Source organism: Terrirubrum flagellatum (genome assembly GCF_022059845.1).
GTDB classification, from domain to species: Bacteria; Pseudomonadota; Alphaproteobacteria; order Rhizobiales; family Beijerinckiaceae; genus Terrirubrum; species Terrirubrum flagellatum.
In genome coordinates, this window is the sequence record NZ_CP091851.1 from 3797467 (window position 1) to 3812256 (window position 14790).

At 64.3% G+C, this 14790-nt stretch carries 15 protein-coding genes; 9 read left to right on the forward strand and 6 right to left on the reverse strand.

Annotation, left to right across the window (positions count from 1 at the left end; translation table 11 throughout):
• The first annotated feature begins 67 nt into the window (after positions 1-67).
• Both L8F45_RS18300 and L8F45_RS18305 read left to right on the forward strand, forming a co-directional pair.
• Entirely contained in the window at positions 68-1450 is a 1383-nt protein-coding gene (locus tag L8F45_RS18300) for an aminotransferase class III-fold pyridoxal phosphate-dependent enzyme (protein ID WP_342363493.1), read from the forward strand.
• Between the two features lie 58 nt (positions 1451-1508).
• Positions 1509-1997 (forward strand): Lrp/AsnC family transcriptional regulator, encoded by a 489-nt coding sequence (locus L8F45_RS18305; RefSeq protein ID WP_342363494.1) that lies wholly within the window; start codon positions 1509-1511, stop codon positions 1995-1997.
• Here L8F45_RS18305 and L8F45_RS18310 read toward each other — a convergent pair.
• The 5 genes from L8F45_RS18310 to L8F45_RS18330 are packed head-to-tail and all read right to left on the reverse strand — an operon-like array spanning position 1991 to position 6636.
• Complete coding sequence (locus tag L8F45_RS18310; protein WP_342359299.1) at positions 1991-2929, reverse strand: 2-hydroxyacid dehydrogenase; 939 nt, start codon at positions 2927-2929, stop codon at positions 1991-1993. The genes L8F45_RS18305 and L8F45_RS18310 overlap by 7 nt on opposite strands.
• Entirely contained in the window at positions 2929-3807 is an 879-nt protein-coding gene (locus tag L8F45_RS18315; RefSeq protein ID WP_342359300.1) for a GNAT family N-acetyltransferase, read from the reverse strand. Before L8F45_RS18315 ends, L8F45_RS18310 begins: the two co-directional genes overlap by 1 nt.
• Before the next feature lie 20 nt (positions 3808-3827).
• Positions 3828-4961, reverse strand: coding sequence for an NAD(P)/FAD-dependent oxidoreductase (locus L8F45_RS18320; RefSeq protein WP_342359301.1), 1134 nt, complete (start codon positions 4959-4961; stop codon positions 3828-3830).
• The gene (locus L8F45_RS18325) at positions 4958-6340 is read right to left on the reverse strand and encodes an FAD/NAD(P)-dependent oxidoreductase (protein WP_342359302.1); all 1383 of its coding nucleotides are present in this window, start codon (positions 6338-6340) and stop codon (positions 4958-4960) included. The genes L8F45_RS18320 and L8F45_RS18325 overlap by 4 nt, the downstream gene beginning before the upstream one ends.
• Positions 6322-6636: a (2Fe-2S)-binding protein gene (locus L8F45_RS18330; protein ID WP_342359303.1), complete on the reverse strand. Its 315-nt coding sequence runs from the start codon at positions 6634-6636 to the stop codon at positions 6322-6324. Before L8F45_RS18330 ends, L8F45_RS18325 begins: the two co-directional genes overlap by 19 nt.
• 273 nt (positions 6637-6909) lie before the next feature.
• Here L8F45_RS18330 and L8F45_RS18335 point away from each other — a divergent pair, with 273 nt between their 5' ends.
• Positions 6910-8013, forward strand: coding sequence for an NAD(P)/FAD-dependent oxidoreductase (locus L8F45_RS18335; RefSeq protein ID WP_342359304.1), 1104 nt, complete (start codon positions 6910-6912; stop codon positions 8011-8013).
• Complete coding sequence (locus tag L8F45_RS18340; RefSeq protein WP_342359305.1) at positions 8010-9494, forward strand: aldehyde dehydrogenase family protein; 1485 nt, start codon at positions 8010-8012, stop codon at positions 9492-9494. The genes L8F45_RS18335 and L8F45_RS18340 overlap by 4 nt, the downstream gene beginning before the upstream one ends.
• Positions 9495-9549: 55 nt before the next feature.
• Here the strand turns inward: L8F45_RS18340 and L8F45_RS18345 are convergent, their stop codons facing one another.
• Positions 9550-10197, reverse strand: coding sequence for a hypothetical protein (locus tag L8F45_RS18345; protein WP_342359306.1), 648 nt, complete (start codon positions 10195-10197; stop codon positions 9550-9552).
• A gap of 121 nt (positions 10198-10318) precedes the next feature.
• Between L8F45_RS18345 and L8F45_RS18350 the strand changes: the two genes are divergently transcribed.
• The 5 genes from L8F45_RS18350 (at position 10319) to L8F45_RS18370 (ending at position 14789) form a co-directional block, all read left to right on the forward strand.
• On the forward strand, positions 10319-10885 hold the full coding sequence (locus L8F45_RS18350) for a GNAT family N-acetyltransferase (protein ID WP_342359307.1): 567 nt from the start codon (positions 10319-10321) through the stop codon (positions 10883-10885).
• A gap of 35 nt (positions 10886-10920) precedes the next feature.
• Complete coding sequence (locus tag L8F45_RS18355; RefSeq protein WP_342359308.1) at positions 10921-12099, forward strand: nickel/cobalt efflux transporter; 1179 nt, start codon at positions 10921-10923, stop codon at positions 12097-12099.
• A 117-nt stretch (positions 12100-12216) separates the two neighbouring features.
• Positions 12217-12528, forward strand: coding sequence for a metal-sensing transcriptional repressor (locus L8F45_RS18360; RefSeq protein ID WP_342359309.1), 312 nt, complete (start codon positions 12217-12219; stop codon positions 12526-12528).
• 147 nt (positions 12529-12675) lie between these two features.
• The gene (locus tag L8F45_RS18365) at positions 12676-13344 is read left to right on the forward strand and encodes a haloacid dehalogenase type II (RefSeq protein WP_342359310.1); all 669 of its coding nucleotides are present in this window, start codon (positions 12676-12678) and stop codon (positions 13342-13344) included.
• Positions 13345-13511: 167 nt separating this feature from the next.
• Positions 13512-14789, forward strand: a complete 1278-nt coding sequence (locus L8F45_RS18370; protein WP_342359311.1) for an NAD(P)/FAD-dependent oxidoreductase — start codon at positions 13512-13514, stop codon at positions 14787-14789.
• Position 14790 lies beyond the last annotated feature (1 nt).

Genomic DNA, 14790 nt, shown 5'->3' on the forward strand with positions numbered 1-14790 from the left:
CGGCGGAAAAAGCCATCTCTGCGGGCAGTTTTACGAAGAATGCGCCAATAAGGCCCGGAGGCATATGATGCTGTCGAACTCCCTGCGCGCGCTCGATCACGACCACTGGATTCATCCGGTGATCTCCTGGAAGGGGCACGAGGCCGCCGGCGTCAAAGTGCTGCGCTCGGGCCGCGGCGCGTTCCTGACCGATGGCGAGGGTCGCGAGCATCTCGACGGATTCGCCGGCCTCTGGTGCGTCAATGTCGGCTATGGCCAGGACAGCATCGTCGAGGTCGCGGCCGAGCAGATGCGCCGCCTGCCCTACGCCACCGGCTACTTCCATTTCGGCAGCGAGCCCGCCATCCGGCTGAGCGCGAAGCTCGCTGAAATCGCGCCGGGCGATCTCAGCCACAGCTATTTCACGCTTGGCGGCTCCGACGCCGTCGACAGCGCGATCCGGCTGATCCGCTACTACTACAATGTCACCGGCCGCCCGCAGAAGAAGCGCTTCATCGCGCTCGAGCGCGGCTATCACGGCTCAAGCTCCACCGGCGCCGGCCTCACCGCGCTGCCTGCGTTCCATCTCAACTTCGACCTGCCGACCGTCGAGCAGCATCACATCCCCTCGCCCTATCCCTATCGCAATCCTGTCGGCGATGATCCCGAGGCGATCATCGCCGCGTCCGTCGCGCAGTTGAAGGCGAAGGTGGAGGAGCTAGGCGCCGACACGGTCGCCGCGTTCTTCTGCGAGCCCGTGCAGGGCTCCGGCGGCGTGGTCGTGCCACCCAAGGGATGGCTGAAGGCGATGCGCGAAGCGGCGCGCGAGCTCGATATTCTCTTTGTCGCGGATGAAGTCATCACCGGCTTCGGTCGCACCGGCCCGATGTTCGCCTGCGAAGCCGAAGGCGTCGTTCCCGATCTCATGACCATGGCGAAAGGCCTGACCTCAGGCTACGCGCCCATGGGCGCAGTGATGTTCGGCGAGAAAGTCTATCGCGGCATCGCCGACAATGCGCCCGCCGGCGCGCCTGTCGGCCATGGCTACACCTATTCCGGCCACCCCGTCAGCGCCGCTGTCGCGCTCGAAGTCATCCGCCTTTACGAGGAAGGCGGCGTGCTCGCAAACGGGCAGGCGTCCGGCGCGCATTTCGAACGAAAGCTCGCCAAGCTCGCCGATCATCCGCTGGTGGGCGACGTGCGCGCGCGCGGACTGGTCGCGGGAATCGAACTCGTGGCCGACAAGCGCACCAGGGCGAAATTCCCGAAGGAGTTGCGCGTGGCCGACCATCTCGCCCGTTTCGGCGAAGAGAATCGCGTCATCTTCCGCGCCTTCGCCGATGACGTGATCGGGCTTGCGCCGGCGCTCACTCTCACGACGGCCGAGATCGACTTGCTGGTCTCGCGCATCGCCAAGACGCTCGACGATGTTCTGGAGCTGCCGGAAGTGCGCGGCGCGCTGGTTGCATGAGGCGAAAGCGCGGCTAGGCTGGCGTGAAGGGGAGGAGAGTTGCGTGCATCCATCGGCCGTGAAGCTCGACAGGATCGATATGAAGATTCTGGCGCAACTGCAGCGCAACGGGCGCCTGACCAACGTCAACCTTGCAGACGCGGTCGGCCTTTCCGCCAGCCCTTGCCTGCTGCGCGTGAAGCGGCTTGAGCAGGCCGGTTATATCTCAGGCTATGGCGCGCATCTCAATCTCGCCAGGCTCGGCGAGACGGTAACGGTCTTCACGGAGATCACCCTCACCGATCACACCAAAGAGTATTTCCAGCGTTTCGAGGCGGCGCTGCGGCGCATCGACGAAGCGATGGAGTGTCACCTTGTCAGCGGCGGCTATGATTATCTCGTCAAGTTCGTGACGCGCGGGCTCTCGCACTATCAGGAAATCGTCGAAGGGATGCTCGAACGCAATATCGGCATCTCGAAATATTTCAGCTACATCGTCATCAAGACGCCGATCCAGAAATTCGAACATCCGCTCGGCTCGCTCTTCGAAGGCCGACTGTCTCAATAACTGCGAAGACGGTCGACGCGGTTCAGCAGCGGCTCGCCAGCCCTGTGCCTGCGGATCGCTGAGATGACCTGCATCGCCGATGAGGCGGGGTGAGCGAAGCTCGCTACATGCGGCGTCACCATCACAAGCGGATGCCGGAAAAGTGGATCATCAACCGCAGGCGGCTCCTGCGGCAGCACGTCGAGGACAGCGCAAGCGATCTGGCCGCTATCGAGCGCGGCGACGAGATCGTCAGCAACGATGTGGCCGCCTCGGCCGATCGCCAGAAGCCGCGATCCCTCAGGCATAGCCGCGAAAGTCGAGGCGCAGAGAATGCCGCGCGTCTCCACCGTCAAAGGCAACAAGCAAATGAGAATGTCGCTGCCGGACAGGAATTCGCCGAGCGACTCGACGCCTGCGAAAGTTCGCACGCCGTCAATCGCCTTCGGCGACGCGCTCCAGCCCCGCACCGGAAAACCCTGATCGCGAACCGCTTCGGCGACGGCGCGGCCGAGCACGCCGAGCCCCATCACTCCCACGGTGCGTTCGGCGGCGCGCAGAATCGGCCTTTCCCGCCAACGACCCGCCTGCTTGTCGGCGGCGTAGATCGGCGCGTCGCGATGCAAGGCGATGACGCCGAACAGCGCATACTCCACCATCGAGCGCGTCAATTCCGGATCGACCATGCGCACGACTGCGACCTTTTCCGGGATCTTTCTCATATCGAGTTGATCGACGCCGGCGCCGACCGAAAACAGAACTTCGAGCTTCGGAAATCGGGCGGCGAGGTCGGCCGGCGGCATCCACGCCGCGAGATAATCCGCATCGTCCGTGCGCACGCCTTCTTTCCAGATGCGAAACTCCACATCCGGCAATTCGCGCGCAAAGATATCGGCCCAGACCAGTCCGCGCTTCGGCTCGGACGTATAGATGAAAACGGGACGGTCGTTCATCAGCCGAGCGCCTGATTGATCAAGGCGTAAGTCGCTGCGCCCGTTCGCCGCCATTCGGCGCCGCGTCCCATCACGAGGCCTGAATCAACTTCGGCCAACCCCGCGCGCGCGAGAAAGGCGGCATAGTCGCCTTCATAGAAAGCTGTATCCGCGCGGAAGAAACCGCCGACATTCGCTTCGACATGAGGCCTAGCGAGCGCGATCGCCATCGCATCATCTTCGGCAACCATCGGCCCCAGCAGACGGCCGCGGCCGAATGCGCGGCACAGAGCGAAGCCGACGACATCGCCGCCTCGCTCGCACACGAAACCAGTCGACCGGCCAAGCGCCGCGCGCAACGCGACTGATCTGTCGACGCCTGTCGCGCCGCGATCCAACGCAAGCAACGCCACTTCGTCGCCAGGCTTCATCGGACGAACCTTTCCGCTGAAAGATTCATTCGCATCATCTGCGACGTTCGCCGCGACTCCCTGGAACTGGCGGATATGTCCGAGCGGAAGAAAGCCCTGATCCTCATAGAGCCGGCGTCCGGCCTTTGTCGCTGTCAGTCTCAGCGAGCGATCCCCCGCCTGATCGAAGATCGCGCGCATGAGAAGGCGACCTGTACCTTTCGCCTGCAGGCGCGGCGACACGATCACCATGCCAACCGCGCCGGCGTCTTGTCCAAACGGCCACCACATCGCAGAGCCATAGATGCGGCCCGCGCTATCCGCGGCGACGACGCCGTGACCCACTTCGAGAGCAAAGCGCCACTCTTCAAGACGATGGGGCCAGCCGACCTCCACCGTCAGCCCGTGCAAGGCGTGAAGATCAGATTCGCGCATCTCGCGGATGAAACGATCGGGCTGCGCGGTCGATTGCGACGACGTCTCCGCCATGGCTCTGGTCTCCACGGTCCTCACGCCAATGCCGGCGCAGCGGCAAAGCGCGAGATGTGATAGGGTTCGATCGGCGTCGAAGAGGCGCCCGTCGCGATGAGTTCGGCCATGACGTCGCCAACGCCGGGACCGATCTGAAATCCGGCGCCACAGAAGCCGAACGCATAGAATAGTCCGGGGACTTTCGCGCTTGGCCCCATGATCGGGAGATCATCCGGCAAATAGCTTTCAATGCCGCTCCAGGTGCGAATGATGTTGAGCTGCGCCAGCGCCGGCATGACGCGGCGCATCTGAACCACCTGGCTGATGCTGTTGCGCGGATCGACATAGGCGCGCTTCTCATCAACGAGCGCCGGGCCGCGCGTTCCCCCGCCATAGACGATGTTTCCGCGCGTCACCTGACGGAAATAGACCGTCTCCTCCACATGCGGCGATGAAACGCCGAATGTCGGCCCCAACCGATAGGGCGCGGGTTCGGTCACCGCCATTTGCGGTCCATGCACGGCGAGCGGAACCGGCTCGTCGAAGCGTTTCGCCATCGCGCCCGCCCAGGCGCCGGCGGTGATCAGCACGACTGGCGCGCGATGAACGCCCTTGTCGCGCGTGACAACCTCGAACTCGGCGCCGATGCGCTCGATTTCGAGAACTTCCGCCTCTTCGATCACCTCTGCGCCGGCGCGCTTCGCGGCGCGGCCGAACGCGGGAGCGGCGAGACGCGGATTGGCGTGGCCGTCATGCGGCGCGTAGGAGCCCGCGATCGCCTCGCGGCCGATATAGGGGAAACGATCGCGCAACGCATTCGCGCTGATCATCTCAAGATCAAGCCCGTAGCGATTGGCGTCCTTCGCATAGGACTCAAGCTTGTCCGCCTGCTCGCGCGTCCAGCAGACGCGCAAATGCCCAGTGGCGATGAATTCGCAATCCTCGCCGATCAATTCAGGCAGACGGCCCCAGATCTCGCGCGCGCGATTGGCGAGCGGCAATTGATGGATATATCGCCCTTGCCGCCGCACATTGCCGAAATTGGTTCCGCTCGCCTGCTGGCCGACAAGTCCGCGCTCCAGCAGCGTGACGCGCTGGCCGCGCTGGCGAAGGAAAAAAGCCGCGGACGCGCCCATGATGCCGCCGCCGACGATGATGACGTCGGTCTTCACGGCACGGGCTCCGCAGCGGCTTCCTTCACGAGCGAAATCGTCAGCGGCTTGACCGGCGCCTGGCCGCGGAGGCGGCCGACGCTCTCAAGCGGCGCGTTGCGCGCGGCGCTCAGAATCTCCGCCGCGGCATGGCCGCAGAAGCGGCCCTGACATCGGCCCATGCCGATGCGGCTCAAGGCCTTGGCGCGATTCATCTCGGGCGCATCCTTCGCCGTCGCGACTTCGCGAATCTGGCCCGCCGTCAGAACTTCACAGCGGCACACGACAACGTCGTCAGCCACGTCGCGCGCGAGATGCGCAGGCCATGGAAACGCCGTCGCCAACCCGCGACGGAAGCGCTCCATGCGCGCGCGACCACGGCGCAATTTCGCCAGTTCCATGTCATCGATGGAAAGGCCACAATCCCTCAACGCCGCAAGTGCTGCGAGACGCCCGGCGATCTCGGCGCCGTCCGCGCCCAGCACGCGCGCGCCATCGCCGGCGAGATAAACGCCCGTGACTGAGCTTCGTCCATCTTCATCGGTCTCCGGCGCCCATTGCCCCAGCGCGGAATCGAATCCGAAGCGACAGCGCGCGAGATCGGCGAGCTGCGTCTCCGATCGCAGATGGAATCCAAGGCCGACAGCATCGCAATCAAGCGTCTCTTCGCTGTCGCCGACGCGATAGCGAAGACGCTCCACCTGCGCCTTGCCTTCGATCGCGATCGGCGTCACGCTATAGCGCATGCGAACGCCGCGGGCGAGAAGCGCGGCGCGATAGTAAAGACCCTTCGCGAGAACATCAGGCCGCGATGCGAGATCAGGGAGAGCTCTGATCTGCGCCGCGAAAGGCGATGTGTCGAGCACCGCCGCGACGTCAACTCCAGCTTTCGCGTATTGATAGGCGACGAGCGTGAGCAGCGGCCCGGTTCCGACGAAAGCCACGCGCCGGCCGATGGCGCAGGCCTGCGCCTTCAGCGCGATCTGCGCCGCGCCCAAGCTGTAGCAGCCGGGCTTGGTCCAGCCCCGCACAGGGATGAGCCTGTCCGTCGCTCCGGTCGCAAGGATGAGAATGTCGAATGCTATTTCAGACGTGACGCCATCGCGCGCCGCGTGGACGGCGCCGTCATAGATGTTCCAGACGAGAGTCTGCGGGCGATAGTCGATCTTGTCCGCGAGCGCGTCGAAAACGTCATGCAGCGCCCGCGCGCGGCGCGCCTCGAAGCCATAGAGAGCTCTATAGGCCCGCGTGAAGCCTGCGGGCTGACGGCGATAGATCTGACCGCCGCTCGCGACACCTTCATCGATCACGATGGGGCGCAGGCCCGCGCGCGCGAATGTCTCCGCCGCGCGAACGCCGGCGGGGCCGGCGCCGACGATAACTATGCGGGGCGTGGCCATGACGCCTCCGATGGCGGTTGCGTGATCAATCTCATGCCAGTCGCGACAGGCGTCGTGCAGGCGCGCAGCCTTTCGCCCTCCGCCGTCCACATCCAGCAATCCTGGCACGCGCCCATGAGGCAGAAGCCGGCGCGCGCGCCATCGCCGAATTCGGACTGGCGCAGGACGCCTCCATGCGTCAGCGCGGCGACCAGCACCGTGTCGCCAGCCAGCGCCTCGACGGGCGCGCCGTCGATCTCGATCGCGACGACCGGGCGACCGATTTCCGCAAGGCGCGCGAAGCGGGCGTGAGGCACGCGATCTCCAGGCTCGAACAATATTCTCGATGACAAGCTACGCCGGCGCGCCGGCGCATGCCGCTCGATTGAGCGCGCGCGGCGCGGCTTCGTTGCAAATCATCGCCGAGATGTAGCAGATCATGCGGCGGCGAGCGCGTGGATGGAAAGCACAAAGCGCCGCTACGGGCGTGAACATGATCGGGCCTGCCAAAGGCGGCGCGTCTGCGCCGCATCATCTGCCGCGCCAGCGCCGTAGCATGGCGCCTGTCGTGAAGTGCGCATGAGGGTCGAATGAGCCGTATCGTCATCGTCGGCGCAGGCATTGTCGGACTTTCGGTGGCGCGCGCGGCGCTCAAGGCTGGCCACACGGTTCATATTCTCGAGCAGGGGCCGGCGCCGAACCCGCAATCGGCGTCCTACGATCTGCACCGGATGATCCGCTATCCCTATGGCGCAGCCGCCGGCTATACGCGGATGGTGACCGACGCCTTCGGCGCGTGGGATCGCGTCTGGAACGACCTTGGCGCGACGCATTTCGAGAACACCGGATCGATCGCGGTCTCGCTCGAACCCGGCGATTATGCGGAAAAGACGAAACGCGTCTTCGAGGAGATCAGGCTTCCACACGAAATCCTTGATCGAAACGCTGTCGAAAGGCTGTGTCCGCATCTCACGCTGCCTGAACAGGCCTGGGGCGTGGTCGCCTTTCCCGGCGGTCCCCTGTTCGCGAGCCGCATCGTCAGCGAACTGACCGCCTGGGTGAAAGCGAACGGCGCAACGATCGAGGATCATTGCGAGGTCGCAAGCGTCGACATGGAAGCAGGCGTCGCGACGCGGGCCGATGGGACCACAATTTCAGGCGATCTGCTGCTGATCGCCGCCGGCGCCTGGTTGCCGCGCCTCATTCCCGGCCGCTATTCCGACAGTTCGGTCTATCGTCAGGGGCTCTGCTACGTCACGCCGCCCGCGGCCTATGAGAAGAGCTGGCGCGAAGCGCCCGCCATCGCGGTGCTTGGCGACCACACAGGCTACACGCTGCCTGACCTGCGCGGCGCGGGACTGAAGATCGGCTACAGCAATCACCGCCGCCTTGCGAAGCCCTACGAATATGGCTTCGGCTCCGATCTCGAAAGCGAGGGCGCTGCGATCCTCGGTCCATTCAAGCCGTATTTCCGCGACTTCGAGCAATATCGGCCGACGCGCATCCAAGTCGGGTTCTACATCCTCGACGCATCGCGGCGCTTCAAGATGGATCGCGTGGGCAAGAGCCTGGTCGTGACCAATTGCGACGGCCAGATGTTCAAATTCGGACCGCTGATTGGCGAACGGATCATCAGCATGTTCGAGGGGAAACAAAGCGCGGCTGAGCTCGCGCATTGGGCGGCGGGATATTGACGATGGCTGACTTCGACCCGGATTCAGTCGAGATTCCCTGCGGCCATTTCATTGGCGGCAAGCTTGTCCGTGAAGACGGCCCGACGATTTCCGTGCGCCGTCCCTCCGACAACCGCATCTATGCCGAGCTGCCCATCGGCGACGCCGCTGTCGTCGATCACGCAGTTCAAAACGCTGGCAAAGCGCAGGAAACAAGCGGCTGGGCGACGCAGCCGCCGCGCGAACGCGCGCGGGCGATGAAGCGCTGGGCCGATCTCATCGATGCCGAAGTGGAATCTTTGGGCCGTCTGGAAGCGTTGGGCTCGACGCGGCCGATCATGCAGGCGATCGCCGTCGATGTCGCAAGCACCGCCGAAGGGCTGCGATTCTTCGCGGAATACGCCGACAAGCTCGGCGGCGAGGTCGCTGCGACGCGGAGCGACAATCTCGGACTTGTCGTCAGCGAGCCCTATGGCGTCGTCGGCGCGATCACGCCGTGGAATTTCCCTCTCAGTATGGCCTCGTGGAAGGCCGGGCCGGCGCTCGCGGCGGGCAACGCCATCGTCATCAAGCCTTCGGAGATGACGCCATTTTCCACAGTGCGTTTCGCGCAACTTGCGATTGAGGCAGGCATTCCCGCTGGAATTGTCAATGTCGTGCAGGGAACCGGCGCCGTCACCGGCGATGCGCTCGTGCGCCATCCCCTGATCGGCAAGATCTCTTTCACGGGTTCGACGCGCACCGGCGCCGCGATCATGGCCGCGAGCGCGGCGAGCGGCGTCAAGCCCGTCACGCTGGAGCTCGGCGGCAAGAGCCCGCAACTCGTTTTCGCCGACGCGCAAAGCCTGGCGAAAACAGCCGAGCGCGCCGCGGCGTCGATCCTCGGCAACGCCGGACAGGTTTGCGTCGCAGGTTCACGCCTCATCGTGCAGCGACAGGCGCGCGATGAGATGATCGAGCGGCTGCTCGATCTTTTCGCCGCGCCGCGGCCCGGCCCGACATGGTCCAGCGCAACCACTTTCTCGCCCATCATCTCGACGCCGCAGGCCGATCGCATCGATGACATCGTTCGCCGCAGCATGGCTTCAGGCGCAAGCGCGCTGACGGGCGGCCGCAGACTCTCCGCCATCCAGGATGGCGCGTTCTACGAGCCGACCATATTGAGCGACGTCTCCGTGGAGACGCCGGCCGTTCGCGAGGAAATCTTCGGGCCGGTGCTCACGGTGCAAAGCTTCGAGGATGAAGAGGAGGGGCTCGCGCTCGCGGATCATCCCGACTACGGCCTAGCCGCCGGCGTGCACACCGCCGACATCAACAAGGCGCTGCGTGCCGTGCGCCGGCTCAAAGCGGGAACCGTGTGGGTGAACCGCTACGGCCGCACGCTCGATTTCATCCTGCCGACTGGCGGATACAAGCGCTCGGGCGTGGGCAAGGATCTCGGACGGCAGGCCGTCGAAGCGAATCTGCGCCACAAAAGCGTGCTGATCGACTTCGCCGCCTGAAACGAAACGGCCGCGACAATGTCGCGGCCGCAAACGTCATTGCTTCATCCGGATTTCAAGCGGCAGGGATGATCGGGAAGCTGCGGATGAGTTCGGCGCCGTTCGACTTGATCGTCACGCGCGCATGGGTCGCGTCCTTGATCTTGCCGCTGGCGATCAGCGATTTTCCATCGGAGGCCGCCGACGTGGTGAGATTTCGGATCTGATAATCTTCCGCGCGGGGTCCGATCGCCTGAACCACGACTTCTCCGGCGGCCGGCGGCGTCGCGACCACCCCGCCGCTGGAAAACAGCAGCTCCCAGTGCGTCGGAGAAAGCGATTTTATCTCGATGGTCTTGCCGTCGCCGAGTTCAGCCTGCGCGCCGCCGCGAGCGCCGGCTTTCGGCGCAATCGCGGACGCGCCGGGGAGAAGAGATTCGCGCGTGTGGAAGTGATCGCCATGCAGCACGCGCATCCGCACGCGATAGGCGCCGGCGACATGGCCGCTCGCGCGCACGGAGGAAACGGAATCTCCTGCCGAAATCTTGAGGGGATGGATGCGACCGGCTTGATCGATCGCATCAGCCTCGACTTCGACGAGCGGCGGCGCCTTGTAGTTCTCCACGCCCGCCTCGCTGAACACGATGTCCCATTTGTCGCCGGCCAGCGCGACGATATCGACCATCTGGCCGTGGCCCATATGGATGGATGCGGTTTGCGACATTTCGGCAGCTCCTGCTTGCGACGGCCTCAAAAACAACTTGATCCTATCCTCCCTGAGGGGATATAGCAAGCGGGCGGGTCGTGATTTATCAGTCAAGAACGGGTCGCATTGTCGGAGGCGAATGATGGAAGCAGACGCAATCGCAGCGCCTGACAATCTGACGCTGGACCTCCTGTCGGATGTTCCGGGACCAGAGCATCGCGCGGCGCGCCAGTTCTGCCTTGACGTCATCAAGGAGTTTTACGGCTTCGACTATCGGCCGGACTGGCACGCCGATCTCGACTCGCTTTTATCGCCGGCCGCCGAGAACCATTACAGCGCTGTCAATCGCGGCGCCTTCTGGACTCTGAGCGCACGCAACGGCGATCTCATCGCGACGGCGGCGATCCGCCATCTCGGATGGAAGCCCAATCTCGTCACCGCTTTCGCCGAACGCTACTCCAACCCTGAAGACGTCGCCTCGCTGTGGCGCGTTTATGTGCGCAAGGAAGCGCGCGGCAAACGCCTCGGCACCTGGCTCAACGATCTGTCTGAACGCGAGGCTGCGCGTCTCGGCTACGCCAGCATGTATCTGCACGCGACGTCCGACGCCGCCGCGACGATCGGCTTCTGGACCGCCAAAGGCTATCAGCGAATCGGCGAGTTCGGCGAAAGCATTCATTTCGATAAACCGCTGCGCCGCAGCTAAAACTTCTACATAAAGTCAAACGCAGAGAAATCGCCATGACATCCTTCAATGACCTCATCGCCCAGGGCGCGCAGAACGCCTGGTTGTTCATCCCGAGCGCAATCCTGCTCGGCGCGCTGCACGGGCTGGAGCCTGGCCACTCCAAGACGATGATGGCGGCCTTCATCGTCGCCGTGCGCGGCACGGTCGCGCAGGCGGTGATGCTCGGCCTTGCGGCCACGCTTTCCCATACGCTGGTGGTCTGGGCCGTGGCTCTTGGCGGCATGTATTTGTTCAAGGGGCTCGACCCTGAGACAACCGAACCTTACTTCCAGCTTGCATCGGCCGTGATTATCATCGGGATCGCGGCCTGGATGTTCTGGCGCACCTGGCAGGACCAGCAGCGCGCCAAGCAGTACAAGCGCGAAGTCGAAGCCTACGAGAAGAACAACAAGGCCGCGCTGTCGCACCGCGTCGACACGGGCCATGGCTTCATGTCGCTTGAAATTGTCGAGGATAAGCCGGCGCACTTCAAGCTCACCGTGATCAGCGGCGACAAATGGACCGGCGAATATGTCTCGATCACCATGGAGCGGCCAAACGGCGAGACTCAGGCTTTCACCTTCATCGACAAGGACGGCTACATGGAGTCCGTCGAGACGATCGCCGAGCCGTTCGACTTCATGGTGCGGCTGAGCCTCGATCATGGCGATCACTCGCATGATTACGACGTGTCCTTCCTGAAGACGGTTGCGGGCGCGGATGCGCTCCATCGTCAGGAGAAGGGTCTGCAGATCGCGACCGATGGCTACATGGACGCGCATGAGCTGTCGCACGCCAATGACATCCGCAAGCGGTTCGCCAACCGCACGGTGACCAACTGGCAGATCGTGCTGTTTGGCCTGACCGGCGGCCTGATTCCCTGCCCGGCCGCCATCACCGTCCTGCTGCTCTGCGTGCAACTCAAGCAGATCTCACTCGGCGCGGTGCTGGTGCTCTGCTTCTCGATTGGCCTTGCGATCACGCTCGTGGTCGTTGGCGCGGTCGCCGCGATCGGCGTCCGCCAGGCGACGCAGCGGGTGAGCTGGCTCTCCACCGTCGCCGGCCGCGCGCCCTATTTCTCCAGCGCTCTGATCATTCTTGTCGGACTCTACACCGCCTATCACGGCTGGACGGGCCTGCCGGCGCAAAAGCATGAGGCGGCCGCCGCGGCCAGCGTCGTCGCGACGAAGTAAAGCGCCGGGCGGCCGCGGCGCGGCCGCTCTTCGACCCGGGAGCCGGTCATGACAGCCATCGCAAAACAAAAGACCGAAGCGCTTGACCCGGCCTTTCCCGCACGGATAGCTCAACCCATGAGCAAATCCGCCAACGGCCGCGCCTCCGAGGCGAAACACCATCACCCGCACACGCATCACGGCGAGATCGCCAAGCGTCTGAAGCGGGCGGAAGGACATTTGCGCAGCGTCGTCGCCATGATCGAGAGCGGACGCGACTGCCTCGACATCGCCCAGCAGCTTCACGCGGTCGAAAAGGCGATCACCCAGGCGAAGCGGACGCTGATCCAGGACCATCTCGATCATTGCCTCGAGGATGTGGTCGGCGCGATCCCGCGCGACCAGCGGCAGCCGATCGACGATTTCAAGGCGATCACGAAGTATCTCTGAACGCCGGCAGGCGCCACGCGACGCGGCAATCCCTGCCAGCGCGCAGGCGATAAACAGCACAAGTGAGCGCGGGGCGTCCGCTTCAACCGCTATCCCGTTCGCCGCGCTGGCCTCAACTTCATCAGGTCGCATAAACGGGACGTCGCCATGCCCACGCTGAAGCCGAAATTCATCACCTTCGACTGCTACGGCACGTTGATCTATTTCGAGATGGCTCCCGCGGCGAAGCGCGTCTTCAAAGATCGCGTCGCTGAGGACAAGATGTCCGCATTCTGCGCGGATTTCTCGTCATTCCGGCTGGACGAAGTTCTCGGCCCGTGGAAGCCCTATCTCGAAGTCGTCAGCAACGCCGTCGAGCGCACTTGCAAGCTGTGGGGCATGCCTTTCAGGCGCGAGGACGCGCAGGCGATCTATGACGAAATTCCGAGCTGGAATCCGCATCCCGATGTTCCCGCGCCGCTGGCGCGTGTAGCGAAGGAGTTTCCGCTCGTCATCCTGTCGAACTCGATGACGAATCTCATTCCGCACAGCGTCGCGAAGCTCGGCGCTCCATTCCACGCGGCCTACACGGCGCAGGAAGCGCAGGCCTACAAGCCGCGCATGCAAGCGTTCGAATATATGCTCGGCAAGCTGGGATGCGGGCCGGGGGATATCCTCCACGTCTCATCGAGTTTCCGCTACGATCTCATGACCGCGCACGATATGCACTTCGCCGGGCGCTGCTGGGTCAATCGCGCCCATGAGCCGCGCTGCGCGGACTACGCCACGCACGAAATCCCCGACATCAGCGGGCTGCCGGGCCTTCTCGGCCTCTGAAGGCGCTTTCGACGCCTTAGAGGCAGCCAAACTGCCCTGATCCGACGCTGCCGGCGCCGACTCTTGAGGCGCCATTCGGACATTTGGATTGTTGACAATCGGACGATTAGAGCGATGATTGAAGAAGCGTTAACGCCCGCCGCCTCCGGCGCGGGCCGGGAGCGGCCATGAAGTTAGCGTCCTACTGGCATGAGAGCGCGCCGCGTTTCGCGGCCGGTTCGCCAGCTCCCGTCGAGGGCGAAGTCGACGTCGCGATCGTCGGCGCGGGCTTCACGGGATTGTCGGCCGCCCTGGCGCTCGCCAGGCAAGGCGCCCGCGTCGCGGTGCTGGAAGCCGAGCAGGTCGGCTCCGGCGCCTCGGGACGCAATGGCGGCCATTGCAACAACGGCCTTGCCCACGACTTCAAAGGCGTCGCCGATCGGCTGGGCCTGCCGACCGCGGCGAAGCTCTATCGCGCTTTCGACGCGGCGGTCGACACGGTCGAGCGCATCGTCGCCGAGGAGCGCATCGATTGCGATTTCCGCCGTACTGGAAAGATCAAGTTCGCGGCGAAGCCCGCCCATCTCGACAAGCTCAAACGCACGCAGGAGCTTCTCGCCCGCGAGGTCGATCGCGACGCGCATATCGTCTCGCCGGACCAGATTCGCAGCGAGATCGGTTCCGATCGCTTTCATGGCGGCCTTGTGCTCCCCAGGAGCGCCGGCATGCATATGGGCAAGTTCGCGAAGGGCCTGGCGGACGCCGCCGTGGCGCGCGGCGCGGCCATTTTCGAGAACGCGCCGGTCACGCGCCTGACGCGGCTCAACGGTCATGCTCATGAGATCGCCACGCCGCGCGGCGCTCTGCACGCCAAGCAGGTGCTGCTCGCCACCGGCGCGTCGCGCATCGGACCGTTTGCGCGCTTCCGCCGTCGCATCGTGCCGATCTGCAGCTTCATCATCGTCACCGAACCGCTGCCAATTTCGTTGCTCGATGAACTGATGCCGACGCGGCGCATGGCCACCGACACGCGCAATGTCGGCAATTATTTTCGCATCACGCCCGACAACAGGCTGCTGTTCGGCGGACGCGCGCGTTTCGCCATGTCGAGCCCGCTCTCGGACGCCAAGAGCGGCAAGGTTCTGGAAAAGGCGATGCGCGAGGTGTTTCCGCAGCTTCACTCGACGCGCATCGACTATTGCTGGGGCGGCATCGTCGACATGACCGCCGACCGGTTCCCGCGCGCCGGCGAGCATGACGGGCTTTATTATTCCATGGGCTACAGCGGCCACGGCACGCAGATGTCGACCCATATGGGCGCCGTGATGGCCGAGGTGATGGCGGGACGGACGGCGCGCAACGTGTTTTCCGATTTCGACTGGCCGGCCATTCCTGGTCATTTCGGCCCGCCCTGGTTCCTGCCCTTCGTGGGCGCCTATTACCGTCTGCAAGACGTGCTGCACTGAG